Source organism: Halobacillus litoralis, from assembly GCF_020524085.2.
In the GTDB taxonomy this organism is placed as follows: domain Bacteria; phylum Bacillota; class Bacilli; order Bacillales; family Halobacillaceae; genus Halobacillus; species Halobacillus litoralis_E.
This window is the reverse complement of record NZ_CP129016.1, coordinates 1457883-1470336: the sequence shown is the minus strand read 5'-3', so window position 1 is coordinate 1470336 and position 12454 is coordinate 1457883. Positions and strand designations below refer to the sequence as shown.

The 12454-nt window shown below is 45.3% G+C and carries 15 protein-coding genes and 1 pseudogene; 7 read left to right on the top strand and 9 right to left on the bottom strand.

Features of this window, described 5'->3' with window-relative positions; all coding sequences use genetic code 11:
* Positions 1-78: 78 nt before the first annotated feature.
* Positions 79-573, bottom strand: coding sequence for a VanZ family protein (locus LC065_RS07515; RefSeq protein WP_226592571.1), 495 nt, complete (start codon positions 571-573; stop codon positions 79-81).
* Between the two features lie 159 nt (positions 574-732).
* On the opposite strand from LC065_RS07515, the gene LC065_RS07510 reads away from it, so the two are divergent.
* Positions 733-1113 carry a hypothetical protein gene (locus LC065_RS07510; protein ID WP_226592573.1) on the top strand — a complete coding sequence of 127 codons (381 nt, stop codon included), beginning with the start codon at positions 733-735 and terminating at the stop codon, positions 1111-1113.
* Positions 1114-1145: 32 nt separating this feature from the next.
* On the opposite strand, the gene LC065_RS07505 is transcribed toward LC065_RS07510, so the two are convergent.
* Positions 1146-1640 (bottom strand): sigma-70 family RNA polymerase sigma factor, encoded by a 495-nt coding sequence (locus tag LC065_RS07505; RefSeq protein ID WP_226592574.1) that lies wholly within the window; start codon positions 1638-1640, stop codon positions 1146-1148.
* Between the two features lie 163 nt (positions 1641-1803).
* On the opposite strand from LC065_RS07505, the gene LC065_RS07500 reads away from it, so the two are divergent.
* The 4 genes from LC065_RS07500 to LC065_RS07485 all read left to right on the top strand — a co-directional run bounded on the left by LC065_RS07500 (position 1804) and on the right by LC065_RS07485 (position 3609).
* Positions 1804-2280 (top strand): sigma-70 family RNA polymerase sigma factor, encoded by a 477-nt coding sequence (locus LC065_RS07500; RefSeq protein WP_226592577.1) that lies wholly within the window; start codon positions 1804-1806, stop codon positions 2278-2280.
* A gap of 45 nt (positions 2281-2325) precedes the next feature.
* Positions 2326-2610, top strand: a complete 285-nt coding sequence (locus LC065_RS07495) for a hypothetical protein (RefSeq protein WP_226592579.1) — start codon at positions 2326-2328, stop codon at positions 2608-2610.
* Between the two features lie 35 nt (positions 2611-2645).
* Positions 2646-2843 (top strand): hypothetical protein, encoded by a 198-nt coding sequence (locus LC065_RS07490; protein WP_226592581.1) that lies wholly within the window; start codon positions 2646-2648, stop codon positions 2841-2843.
* A 181-nt stretch (positions 2844-3024) separates the two neighbouring features.
* A complete protein-coding gene (locus tag LC065_RS07485; RefSeq protein WP_226592584.1) occupies positions 3025-3609 on the top strand; it encodes a transposase in 585 nt (194 codons plus the stop codon).
* A 23-nt stretch (positions 3610-3632) separates the two neighbouring features.
* Here the strand turns inward: LC065_RS07485 and LC065_RS20450 are convergent, their stop codons facing one another.
* From LC065_RS20450 to LC065_RS07460, 6 genes are all read right to left on the bottom strand, one after another.
* Complete coding sequence (locus tag LC065_RS20450; RefSeq protein WP_371933420.1) at positions 3633-3737, bottom strand: HPr family phosphocarrier protein; 105 nt, start codon at positions 3735-3737, stop codon at positions 3633-3635.
* Positions 3738-3756: 19 nt separating this feature from the next.
* Positions 3757-3897, bottom strand: coding sequence for a hypothetical protein (locus LC065_RS07480; protein ID WP_306163859.1), 141 nt, complete (start codon positions 3895-3897; stop codon positions 3757-3759).
* Between the two features lie 14 nt (positions 3898-3911).
* Positions 3912-4808, bottom strand: a complete 897-nt coding sequence (locus LC065_RS07475) for an AEC family transporter (protein ID WP_226592587.1) — start codon at positions 4806-4808, stop codon at positions 3912-3914.
* 264 nt (positions 4809-5072) lie between these two features.
* Positions 5073-6353 carry a TRAP transporter large permease gene (locus LC065_RS07470; protein WP_226592589.1) on the bottom strand — a complete coding sequence of 427 codons (1281 nt, stop codon included), beginning with the start codon at positions 6351-6353 and terminating at the stop codon, positions 5073-5075.
* On the bottom strand, positions 6350-6889 hold the full coding sequence (locus tag LC065_RS07465; RefSeq protein WP_160911046.1) for a TRAP transporter small permease: 540 nt from the start codon (positions 6887-6889) through the stop codon (positions 6350-6352). Before LC065_RS07465 ends, LC065_RS07470 begins: the two co-directional genes overlap by 4 nt.
* Before the next feature lie 75 nt (positions 6890-6964).
* The gene (locus tag LC065_RS07460) at positions 6965-8014 is read right to left on the bottom strand and encodes a TRAP transporter substrate-binding protein (protein ID WP_226592591.1); all 1050 of its coding nucleotides are present in this window, start codon (positions 8012-8014) and stop codon (positions 6965-6967) included.
* Between the two features lie 350 nt (positions 8015-8364).
* On the opposite strand from LC065_RS07460, the gene LC065_RS07455 reads away from it, so the two are divergent.
* Positions 8365-9222, top strand: coding sequence for a MurR/RpiR family transcriptional regulator (locus tag LC065_RS07455; RefSeq protein ID WP_226592593.1), 858 nt, complete (start codon positions 8365-8367; stop codon positions 9220-9222).
* A 14-nt stretch (positions 9223-9236) separates the two neighbouring features.
* Positions 9237-10718, top strand: coding sequence for a gluconokinase (locus LC065_RS07450; protein ID WP_226592596.1), 1482 nt, complete (start codon positions 9237-9239; stop codon positions 10716-10718).
* 69 nt (positions 10719-10787) lie between these two features.
* On the opposite strand, the pseudogene LC065_RS07445 reads toward LC065_RS07450, so the two are convergent.
* Positions 10788-12451: pseudogene (locus LC065_RS07445) on the bottom strand (sodium:solute symporter family protein).
* Between the last annotated feature and the right edge of the window lie 3 nt (positions 12452-12454).

Sequence of the window (12454 nt, the reverse complement as noted above, 5' to 3'; positions counted from 1 at the left end):
GCTGGTTCTCTTTTTTATCAATATGGGATGTTTTAGATGTGCTTAGGTTGAGTTGTTCAAAATATACATCATTCAGCATCAACGTGTAACCTTCCTTTTTCTAAAATAAATGAGAAGGATCACTAAGAGCCCTATCATACCTCCGACGCTGTCTAAGACGACATCCCCTGCATAGGGCGTGCGGTTTGGTGTGAGCGACTGGTGATACTCATCAAAGCAAGCATAGAGGACGGTAGTGATGTAAGATGCGATCAGCTTTCCTTTTAACCCCCAGCCTGTGTTGTGATGGAAAGCCAGAAACGTCGTGACCATGAGGAGGAAAAATACGGTCAGATGGGCGGCTTTCCGGATGAGAAACTCCAGCATGCCGTCGACCCCACGGTTTTCTATGTTGATTGTCTCCCCGTGGTAAGTAAATTCGATCGGAGATAAGACTGGTTTTAGTAAGTCTAAATTGATATAAAGGTTCATTGTAGGACGAAGGTCCTGTTGATCATAGGGTTGGGAAGAAAAGAAGAATATTAATCCCATTACACCCAGGGGTAATAAACTATAAATAATTCTTTTATACAAAACAAGTCACACTTTCCTATTATCTTTTCATTTGACATATCTAATAGTTTACAACAACTGTCAGGGGATTTAAAAGATTTAAAGAATTACTAACTCCTACTATTATTATGGAGAAAATTTGTATACAATATTATTAGAAAATGAAAAGGGGGATTCGAAATGGCGAAGAAGAGTAAACAATACGACTATGACCTCAGCGAAGTGAAGCGTCTGATCGGCGAGACAGATAAAAACTACCGAGAAATTGCTGCTGAGACAGGGTGCCCGTATGCGAGCGTCGTGTATCACGGTCGTAAGATTCGCGGACGCGTCAATCGTATGCGTCAGGAAGATATGATGGAAGAACAACCACAATCGTTTTTATCGATTAAAGAGGATCAACATACAGCTGAGGAAGCGACGATGTTGTCTGGCGGGACGACGTTGAGCATTTCCAGAAATGACGTTCAAATCCAGGATGCAGAGCAAGAAGCTGCTAAAATGATTAAGGCGGCACGCGCCCTCGGATTGAGCAAAATAAACATAACCATTAATAAGTAAGCGCACAGTCTCGGGGGCTTCTCCGAGGCTTTTTACATGGTCGTACCTAGTTCCTTCAGTTTTTTCCTCGCATGTCTGCCCCAGTTTTTCACAGCATCCTGAGTTACTTTTTCCAAACGAGCAATCTGCGAAATGGACCGGTCCCTTATGATGTAATGATAGACCCATTTCCATTGATTCGGTGTGAGAATCTCCTTCACCTGTTTCCATAGGAGTTCATCTGTAATTTCGTCTTCCCATTGGTCACGCCCTTCCTGCACCATCCGCTCGGCGATTCCTTCCTCCTGTTGATAGGTTCTTGAATCTTTACGGATTTTATCAATCAAGGCATTGCGTACTTTCCAGTGCATGTACGACTTCAAGGTTCCTGCCTCAGGGTCATATGTACGGTAGGCGTTCCAGAGGGCGAAAAGACCTTCGGCATAGAAGTCTCCGTTTCTATCTTTGATGTTCAGTTTATGAATATGATAATGAATCAACGCTTCACTTTCTGCTACTAGTCTTTCAAACATTTCATCCGTGTTCATAAGACACCCTCCCTAAATGTTCCTTCATACTATAATCGATAGAAAAAGGGATTTTGGTGTCATGATTTAGCATATTTTTCAATTTTTCTCTAGAGAAAAATTGAATTTTGATTCCCATTTGTTGGCGAATAAAGGATAATAGTTATATAGAAAGGAGTGTGCTATGAAAGATCCTATTCTCGAATTCCACGCTTATCAACGCCTTATCCATTCCTCCCTCCGTCATTGGAACCTCCCCGAACCTTATGAAGACTGCCTGCAGGAAAGCTACCTCATATACTTACGCTGTGTAGAAAGGTACGAACCCGAACGTAGCAAGTTCTCCACCTTTTTCATTCAATCCTTGTACAGACACCTTCAAACGATGCACCGGAAAAATCACCGAGGCAAGGAAGCTGTTCATTTTTTCTCCCTACACCAAAAACCACTTGAAAAAGATCCTCCACAAGAAGACCTTCTCCTTTTTGACATCCACCATTACTCTTCTCTTACCCCTATGGAACAAATCATTTTTGAACAAAGCTATACCGGTTACACCGTGAATCAAATCGCTGTATTAACTGGGAAAAGTCCTTCCACTATTAAAAGAGCCCGAAAACAGATTAAGAGGAAAGTAGCCGGCTGTTTATCAAAGGAATAAATAGGGAAAATACTATTATCCCTATAAAAAACGGAGGAATCCTCTTTGGAGCAAACGTCCCGATCCTTGTTCCCTCTTGCGAATATTTGGCTCGATGACGCACCAACAACATTCACCCATGCATTCCTCGAGCGTCTGGCTTACGAATGGATGGTTGAGATCGTCAACCCTTTCCCTCTGCCACTGTTAGAAGATCGAGAACTTGTACTCGACATCTCCATCGAACAAACCGATGGCACACTATTTGCCCACCTCCCCATTCAGTCCTACAGCATAGAAGCCGGCAATGAATTCAACGTCTATCGGTTTCACATGTATCCGCCGGAGTAATCGTCATTTTCCTCCACGTTCCTTAGAATGTTATAATGGATGTGACGTTTTATGGAAAGGAAGAGACGATGCTCTATCTCGCTTTTGCCGGATTTTTTCTCATTTATTTAATTCTGGGGTGGTTCACGAATGTCGTCGAAATGTCGACATTCAGCGCTATCTTCAGTGTCGCGTTTTTATGCCTGAACCTCTATATGTTCTGGAAAGAAAAGAAAAAACAAAGCTCCACATAAAAAAGATCCGCCTAAAAAGGCGGATCTTTTTTATGTGGCGAGATATTAGAATTCAGGCGTGGGATTGGAATTATTTGTATGACCTGGTACACCAAAAATTGTAAGACATGGTACAACAATATTTGGAAATGGTGCAGGAGTTTGTGCGTTTATGTCGAATAAAGGGTAGGTGTGATAATTGATGAAGGAAGGAAGGATTGATGTAATGCGGAAACGTCGATGGTTTCCGAAGGCCTGGTACCATATAACGGCTAGAGGAAATCGAAAAACAGATATTTTTTATAATGACCAAGACAGGTATAAGTATCTCACTCTCTTGCAGGAAGCTATGCTTTCCCACCCGTTCCACCTCCACTCTTTTTGCCTCATGTCAAACCACGTTCACCTCCTTATTGAAACGATTGAACTTCCACCAGGTACCTTCATGAAAGATCTTCACTCCCAATACGCGATGTACTTCAACAAGAAATATGGATATGTCGGTCATCTTTTTGAAGGACCCTATAAAGCGAAGCTTGAGGATGATGTGAATGCTGTACTTCAAGTCAGTCGCTACATTCACTTGAACCCTTGCCGGGCTCTCAACACCTTCCAACCTGAAGATTACAAGTGGAGCAGTTACGCTCATTACTTATCCCCCACCCCTTATTACTCCGAGTTCGTTACCACCTCTACTATTCTCTCTTACTTCAAAGACGTGAATCAGTATGAGTTCTTCGTTCAACTGGCAAATAAAGTAAGACCCGGTCACCCAAGTAATGGGTGACCAGGTCTTACATAAAATCCCAATCAAGGCTTCAGGAAGGTTTCAACTTCCTCTAGGGCTTGGGCGGCGTCCGGGCCAATGCAGGTGACTTCGATTTCGTCGCCTTCTTGTAGTCTTAAGTTGATCAATCCGAGGAAGCTTTTCAGGTTAGCTTCGTGGACGCTTCCCCTGGACCACTTTCTTCAGTATGATTTCTGAATCATAACGCTGGATGATTTGGGACAGCTCCATAATCGTCTGCGTTTCTTTCATGTGTACCGTTACATCTTTGGATACTTTTTCACTCATTTATTATTCCTCCTTTATATGAATAGGTTCAATAAAATAGGGATTGTGACAATACTAAATAGCGTCGTCACTAAGGTGATGCTTGAAACAAGATCCGGCTTCGAATTGAACTGGACCGCATAGATCGTCGTCGTTGCGGCTGAAGGCATGGCCGCGGAAACAATCAACACGGCAGCCATCATGTCACTCATCGGCAGAACTAATGTCAGTACGAAGGCGATCAGTGGTGAACCAACCAGACGAAGGGTCGTTGCATAGGAAACTTTCGGCCACTCCAGATTTCTCAACGGGATTCCTGCGAGCTGCATGCCGAGTACGACCATCACCATCGGAACCGTTGCAGCTGCTAGCAAGTCGATGCTGTTCATAAGATTCTCAGGAACCGGCACGCCCCCGTGGTTCATTGGAAGCGCCACAAGTACCGCATAGGTCGGCGGCATTTTCAAAACAGAAAGCAACGCCATTTTCAGGCCTGAGGTTCCTTTAGCCGCGTAGTACACGCCGAAAAAGTTCATAATGATTGCTTGCAGAACCATGAAGGAAACAGAGTACACAAACCCTTCTTCCCCGAAGGCGAAAAGAATGATCGGTACACCATAGTTCCCGGAATTCATGAACGCCGTCGATAAAATCAACCCGCTCTCCATGCTCTGATCATAGTTTTTCACTTTACTGACAATCTTGTTTATTCCAAGAATGCTGAAAAGCAACAACCCGGAGAAGACGAGCATCATCAAATATTCCCCGTTCAAATCCGCTTCGTAAAATGTTTGGAAAACTAAACAAGGCAGCATCACATACAGAGCGATCGTCGATACCGATTTCACATCTAATTTAGCGATTTTTTGGATCGTAAAGCCAGCTCCGAAAATGAGAATGACCGGCAATACGACTTGGATGAATACACTCATAACAAAATTACCGTTCGGCTGCGTGCCGCCATCCAATAGACAGCGCCCGCACCGCCTTTCCTATTTAACTAAGGGGTTTTATTTTCTATAACCTTTACATCTCAGCTTTGAGCCTTCCGCGTGAAAAGGAGAAGGAGTTTTATTTTCTTCCTCCTCCACTCACCGAAATCGATCCTTCATAACAACTACTCTAAAACCGAAAAACCCCTTGCCTAAAAGCAAGGGATCTCGGGTGACGTACAAGGAGGGTCAGTCCTCTTTTCATCATTCAGCGAAGCTAATCAACCAAAGTGATAATTCTGGAATAAACGTAATCATCAGTAACGAGAAGATCATCGCGAAAAAGTATGGGATGATCGCTCGGGACAGCTGTTCGATCGAGAGCCCGGATATTCCAGAGCCGACGAACAAGTTTACGCCGAGTGGTGGTGTAATGAAACCAATGGCCAGGTTCACGACCATGATGATTCCGAAGTGGATCGGATCGTAACCAAGGTTTACGGCAATCGGAAGCAGGATCGGCGTCAAAATGATGATCGCTGCCAATGTATCCATGAAACATCCGACGATAAGCAGAAGCAATGTGATCAATAGAATCAGAATGATCTCATTTTCTGAAATGGACAACATGAAGTTGGCCACTTGTGTCGGGATCTGCTCAATCGTAAGCAAACGACCGAAGGCTGTTGCGGAACCTACGATGATCAGGACCGTCGCAGTCGTCAGAGCAGAATCTGCGAAAATTTTCGGCATGTCTTTGATGCTTAGTTCACCATACAGGAACAAGCCGGCGACCATACCGTAAACGACGGCGATGACGGCCGCTTCTGTTGGTGTGAAAATTCCGCCGTAAATTCCACCCAGGATGATGACTGGAATGACAAGCGCCCATTTGGCTTCCCAGAATGTTTTTCCGATGTTTGCGAGGGACGTTTTTTCTGCCAGACCTTTATACCCTTGTTGTCTTGAATAAATGTACGCCCAAGCAAGAAGTGCTGCACCTACGATGAATCCTGGGATAATCCCTGCGATGAACATGTCACCGATGGATGCTCCACCAACGACTCCGTAGATGACCATCGGAATACTTGGAGGGATGATGACACCAATAGAACCCGCTGCAGCTACTGTCGCTGTTGCGAACTTTTTGTCATACCCTTGTCTCACCATGGCAGGAATCATAATGCCACCGATCGCTGCAACGGTTGCTGGTCCAGAACCTGAAATCGCAGCAAAGAACATACATGTAACGATGGTCGCCATTGCAAATCCGCCCGTTTTGTTACCAACAAGAGCGTTTGCGAAGTTGAACAGTCTCTCGGATATGCCGCCTTTCCCCATGATTTCACCGGCTAGGATGAAAAAGGGAACGGCCATCAATGGGAATGAGTCGACAGATGTGACGAGTTCCTTCATTAAAAACTGGACCGGAATGGCGCCAGTATAGAAGATTGTCGCAAGTGTCGATAATCCGAGAGCGATTCCAATCGGTACACTAAGCAATAGGAAGAGGGCGAATGTCCCGAATAATACGATTGTTGTCATGATTCATCCTCTCCTTCCTGCTGCTGCATACGATCACGTTCATCGTCGACATCGAGTTCTTTTTTACCAATCAACATTTTGATCTGAACGATCAAGTTTTGTACGAGACGGATGGCTGTTAATGCAAACCCGACTGGCGTCGCCATGTAAACGAGTCCCATCGGTATATGTAAGGCCGGTGACTGCTGGCCGAACGATAGCAACTGGGAAGCGATGCTGTATCCATTGACGACAACATACAAACTGAAAACTAAGAATAGTAGATTCGCAATGATGGCGAGCATCAATTTTGCTTTACCTTTAAGTAAAAGCAGCATGACGTCTACTTTGATGTGACGCTGCTTCTTCACTCCGTAACTGATTCCGATATACACTAACCAAATGAAGCAGTACCGTCCGAGTTCCTCTGACCAGGACAATGAATTTCCCGACACTCGCATCGCGACTTGCAGGAAAATGACACTGACCATGATGGTCGAGAAAATGACGAGCAATACTTCTTCAAATCTGCGGTCGATCGCTCGAATGATGTTCATTTTCTTCACCTCAACTGACCCTGAATGGCGAAGAATACGCTGCAGTCTCGCTACAGCGTACTCTCAGTCATTCTATTATTTTTGCGCGTCTTCAATCGCTTTGTAAACTTTGTCTACGGTTTCCTCACCGATCTTGCTCTTGTAATCTTCAATGACAGGAGCTACTGCATCGACCATTTCCTGGCGAGCTTCATCTGAGATTTCTGTGTACTCCATGCCTTCTTCTTGAAGCTGTTTCAAGTACTTCTCGTTCGCTTCACGGTTCAACTTACGCTCGTGCTTACCTGCTTCAACGGCTGCATCTTTAACGATCTTCTGCTGATCTTCTGTCAGACCATCATAGAAAGATTTGCTCATCAAGAATACGAATGGGCTGTAGATGTGGTGCGTGTTAGAAACGTGATCCTGAACTTCATAGAACTTTTGAAGATAGATCGTTGCATAAGGGTTTTCCTGACCGTCAACTGTACCTTGCTGCATCGCTGTGAACAATTCTGTGAATGCCATTGGTGTAGGGTTTGCTCCTAGTGCCTTGAAGGCATCCAAGTGAAGGTCGTTTTCCATTGTACGGATTTTCAAACCATCGAAGTCATCAACAGATGCTACCGCACGCTCACTGTTTGTAAGGTCACGGAAACCATTTTCCCAATAAGAAAGGCCAACAAGGTTCTGTTCTTCTAGTTTCCCAAGCAATTCTTGTCCAACTTCACCGTCTAGTACTTTATCCGCTACTTGTTCGTTAGGGAAAAGGAACGGAATGTCGAAGACGCTGAATTCTGGTACGAAGTTCGCTAATGGTGCGGTAGAAGGAACAACCACTTCCTGTGTACCAAGCTGAAGCGCTTCCGTCATGGAACGGTCGTCACCAAGCTGACCACTGTGATATGTATCCACTTTGATCGCGCCGTCTGTTTTCTCTTCAACAATTTCCTTAAACTTCAATAGACCTTTGTACTGAGGGTGATCACTGTTCAGACCGATACCGGCTTTAATCGTTTTTGTTTCGCCACTATCACCTGAAGCGCTTTCACCTTCGCCACTGCTAGACTCTGAACCGCCGTTACCACAAGCGGCTAGAACCGTAATCAAAAGAACCATGGACAATAAACCAAATAATTTTTTCATGTTCAACCTCTCTCCTTGTATGTAAAATTTTTTCACAAAGCTTACGGACTGTTCCTGAATCGGTAACCGCTTTCAATGAAGAGTCATTAAAACAGGAATCGATTCCATAGAAAATAGTTTTCGTATGTCTACCCTCTTCGCCACCCTTCTGTTTTAGAAGCGCTTTCAAAGAACTACTAAAAAAAAGCGATTTCGAAAATGTGAAAATTATTTTCTGTAATTTCGATTATACAATAAATCTTTTTTAGTTCAATAGTTTTTTAGAAAAAAATTTCACCGACCCGAATCTTTCTTTTGAAATAAATTTCATATACAATAAGAGAAAGTGGAAATTCGAAGGAGGAATCCCTATGATTGAAGCTCCCACGAAACACGTCATCAGTAGAATCCGTTCTTCTTACACACAATTCAGTGAAAAAGAAAAACTGATCGCTGATTACATTTTAGAAAATACAGAAGAAATCGTTCACTCTACCATTAACCAGGTTGCGGATGATCTTATGGTCGCTGATGCAACCGTTTTCAGATTTTGTAAGCGCTTAGGTTTTAAAGGCTATCAGGCAATGAAAATTGCTTTAGCCTCAGAAATCGTCAATCCGATTCAGGATATTCATGAAAAGATTACGGAAGACGACACCGACTTTGAAATTACAGAAAAGGTTTTTCAAGCCAATATCCGGGCACTCGAAACATCGCGGGATGTCCAAAACCCGCTTTCATTAAAAAAAGCGATGGAGTATCTGGTTGAAGCCGATCGGGTCTTCTTTTTCGGAAGTGGCGGATCGAACATCCTTGCGATGGATGCACAGCACAAGTTTATGCGGACAGGAATGGAAGCGTATGCATATCCGGATACGCACTTGCAGCTGATGTCTGCCTCTCAAATGAGAGAAACGGATGTAGCGGTTGTCATTTCCCATACTGGATCGAATCAGGATATTCTTGATATCGTGGATGTCGCGAAAGAAAACACTGTGAAGATTATCGCCATTACGAACTTCGCTAAATCTCCACTGACAAAAGTGGTCGATTTGTCTTTGTATACAGTCGCAGAGGAAACGGAATTCCGTTCAGAAGCGCTGGCTTCAAGGATCGCTGGTCTTTCATTGATCGATTCCCTTTTTGTCAATTATAGTGTGAAAAAGAAAGAACAAGCGCAAACCGCTACGCAGCGTATGCGTGATGCCATTTCAAGGAAGCGTGTGTAGAAAGGAAGTTTTACATGAGTTATGTGATTGGATTAGATCTTGGAACGACGAGTGCGAAATCCGTCGTTTTTCATAAAAATGGAGAGGTCGCTGCTGAATATGAAGTGGCTTATCCCCTCTCTCACCCTGCCGTCGGCCATGCCGAACAGGACCCGCTTCAAATGGAGCAGGCCGCACTTGAAGCATTACATTCAAGTACACAATCTATTGAACGGGGGGAGATTGTGGGCGTCGGAATCTCCGCTGCCATGCATTCTCTTATTTGCATGGACCAAAAAGGAGAACCTCTTTCTCCTTCGATGATTTGGGCGGATGCTCGCAGTGCTGGTGAAGCGTCCTCGTTGAAGGAAAGCCACCCCGATGTATATAGGCGCACAGGGACACCGCTTCATCCGATGTCCCCGCTATCAAAACTATTATGGATGAAAAACAACCACTATGAACCTTGGAAAAAGGCCGACTATTTTGTATCTGTGAAAGAATTTTTATTATATCGCTGGTTCGGGGAAAAAGTGGTCGACTATTCGATTGCTGCCGCCACCGGTCTTTTCAACATTCACGAACACACTTGGGATGAAGAAACGCTCGCTATTGCAGGCATAAGTCGTGAACAGCTTTTCCAACCGGTTGAGCCTACGTATGCAATGAAAGGCATGAGCGGAGTGGCCGCTGAAAAGTCTGGTCTCGATGCCGGAACGACCTTTGTCATCGGTGGAAGTGATGGTCCGCTTGCGAACCTTGGAATTGGTGCGATTCAGCCGGGTGAGACAGCCATTACCATTGGTACGAGTGGAGCGATCCGACAATTTTCCAGTGAACCGCTTCTCGATGACCATAAGGAAGTGTTCTCCTACAGCTTTACTGATGATTTGTGGATTACCGGCGGCCCGTCTAATAACGGCGGTCTTGTGCTGAAATGGATCCAGGAGCTATTTTCACATGAAGATGAAATTCCGGTTGAAGAGTTGACGAAGCTTGCGAGTGAAGTGGAAGCGGGTGCAGGGAATTTACTTTTCCTTCCCTATTTAAACGGGGAGCGTGCGCCGTTCTGGAACGCGGAAGCGAAAGGGTCGTTCATCGGACTGACTCCCGCTCACGGCAAAGGACATATGACGAGAGCCGCGATGGAAGGCGTGCTGTTTTCCATTTTACATATTGGAAGTGCCCTGGAGCGTCTTGGCAACAAACATGAGAAAATTTATGCGAGCGGTGGATTTGCACGGTCAGAGACATGGGTGCAAATGCTCGCAGATATTTTCAACAAGCGTATCGATATCCCGGTAAGCCACCAAAGTTCCGCCTGGGGAGCTGCCTGGGTTGCATTGTACAGCCTCCGTCACGTGGACAGCTTAGCATCCATTAAATCCTCCATTCCCATGAAGGAACATTATGAACCGAATGCTGAGAATCATGAGAAATACAAAGCCCTCTTTGAAGTGTACGAGTCCGTGTCAGGCAAACTGCAAACCGACTTCGAAAAACTTCATCGAATGTAATATGTAAATAAATGGTGTAACCAGGTCATCCAAATATTGGATGACCTGGTACACCTGTTTTTTCCATTTTTATTTGACGTTTTCTTTCAGCCAGTATTCTCCGTCTTTGTATTCGATTTGTTCTGGGTAGCGGAGGTCTGTGACTTCGTCTTGGGTTTGTTTGGATGGTGGTGCAGTCATGAGAGAAACAGCGACGTTCGCTATAATATTGCAGCGCTCGCTCCGAAGACTCCAGCACCTGTATCAATGATTCCAAGAATCGTGAATCCGCCGTATTTCGCTGCGAAAATGTACCCGAGCGTCACGGAAAGTCCGACAACCAAACCGGCAATCACTCCAGGTCCATTTGCCCGCTTCCACCATACACCGAGAAGCAGGGCCGGGAAGAACGATCCGGATGCTAAAGCGAAGGCCCAGGCAACAATTTGCGTGATCGCACCTGGCGGGTTCAAAGCAATTAAACCTGCCGCTACGGTCGCAAGGACAATCGACCAGCGTCCAACAGCCAGACGTTTTTTCTCGCTCGCATTCGGATTGATGGAGCGGAAATAAATGTCGTGCGACAAGGCTGCGGAAATCGCGATCATCAAACCACCGGCCGTCGATAAAGCAGCCGCCATTGCACCGGCAGCCATCAAACCAATGACGAAGATACCAAGGTTTGCGATCTCTGGTGTCGCCATAACGACGATATCATTACTGATGACAAGTTCCGACCACTGAAGCACGCCGTCACTATTATTGTCGGCAAGGGAAAGGCGGCCGGTATCCACCCAGGCCTGTGTCCATGCGGGAAGATTATTCAATTGTGAACCAGCCACTTCCGTCATCAAGATGAAACGGGAAAAGGCAGCGTAAGCAGGTGCAGACAAATAGAGTAACCCTATGAATAGCAATGCCCATGCCCCACTCCAGCGAGCGGCTTTCATCGTCGCTACCGTATAGAAACGGACAATGACGTGTGGCAAACCAGCTGTTCCCGCCGTCAGTGTGAACATGAGGGCGATGAACTGCCATTTCGATCCTTCTGTGAATGGAATGATATATTCAGAAATGCCCAATTCCTGATCGATCGTACGCATTTCCGAAATAACATCCCCGTAAGAAATCCAAGGGACAGGGTTCTGCGTCAGCTGCAGCGACATGAAGATGACCGGAATCAAATACGCGATGATCAATACCAAGTATTGCGCGACCTGTGTCCAGGTGATCCCTTTCATCCCGCCCATCGCTGAGTAAAAGGCGATCAGCACGACACCAATCAATGTTCCGATTACGGTGTCGACTTCGAACAAACGCCCGATGACCACCCCTGATCCAGACAACTGTCCGACGGAATAGGTGAAGCTGATGATGATGGTTGCTACAGCCGCAATTAATCGAGCCGTGTTGCTGCGGTATCGGTCTCCGATGAATTCCGGCACGGTGTAGCGTCCATATTTTCTTAACTGTGGAGCTAAAAGGAACGTAAGCAGCAAATACCCGCCTGTCCATCCCATAATGTATGCGAGTCCATCATATCCAAGAATCATGACCGTACCAGCAAGACCAATGAATGAAGCTGCACTCATCCAATCCGCTCCAATAGCCATGCCATTGTAAACGGGCGGTACTCCGCGGCCGGCAACGTAGAAATCTGATGTAGCCCTTGCTTTATTGTAGACAGCGATACCTATGTACAATGCAAAAGTAGCGACAAATAAAGCAAGGGAGACTATAAACTGTGCGTCCATATT

Excerpts from the sequence above, each read along its gene's own strand:
- LC065_RS07500 (WP_226592577.1), top strand. The coding sequence starts at position 1,804 with ATGAAAGATCCTATTCTCGAATTCCACGCTTATCAACGCCTTATCCAT.
- LC065_RS07470 (WP_226592589.1), bottom strand. The coding sequence starts at position 6,353 with ATGACAACAATCGTATTATTCGGGACATTCGCCCTCTTCCTATTGCTT.
- LC065_RS07480 (WP_306163859.1), bottom strand. The coding sequence starts at position 3,897 with ATGAGTGAAAAAGTATCCAAAGATGTAACGGTACACATGAAAGAAACG.
- LC065_RS07460 (WP_226592591.1), bottom strand. The coding sequence starts at position 8,014 with ATGAAAAAATTATTTGGTTTATTGTCCATGGTTCTTTTGATTACGGTT.
- LC065_RS07475 (WP_226592587.1), bottom strand. The coding sequence starts at position 4,808 with ATGAGTGTATTCATCCAAGTCGTATTGCCGGTCATTCTCATTTTCGGA.
- LC065_RS07455 (WP_226592593.1), top strand. The coding sequence starts at position 8,365 with ATGATTGAAGCTCCCACGAAACACGTCATCAGTAGAATCCGTTCTTCT.
- LC065_RS07505 (WP_226592574.1), bottom strand. The coding sequence starts at position 1,640 with ATGAACACGGATGAAATGTTTGAAAGACTAGTAGCAGAAAGTGAAGCG.
- LC065_RS07450 (WP_226592596.1), top strand. The coding sequence starts at position 9,237 with ATGAGTTATGTGATTGGATTAGATCTTGGAACGACGAGTGCGAAATCC.
- LC065_RS07510 (WP_226592573.1), top strand. The coding sequence starts at position 733 with ATGGCGAAGAAGAGTAAACAATACGACTATGACCTCAGCGAAGTGAAG.
- LC065_RS07485 (WP_226592584.1), top strand. The coding sequence starts at position 3,025 with ATGAAGGAAGGAAGGATTGATGTAATGCGGAAACGTCGATGGTTTCCG.
- LC065_RS07490 (WP_226592581.1), top strand. The coding sequence starts at position 2,646 with ATGGATGTGACGTTTTATGGAAAGGAAGAGACGATGCTCTATCTCGCT.
- LC065_RS07465 (WP_160911046.1), bottom strand. The coding sequence starts at position 6,889 with ATGAACATCATTCGAGCGATCGACCGCAGATTTGAAGAAGTATTGCTC.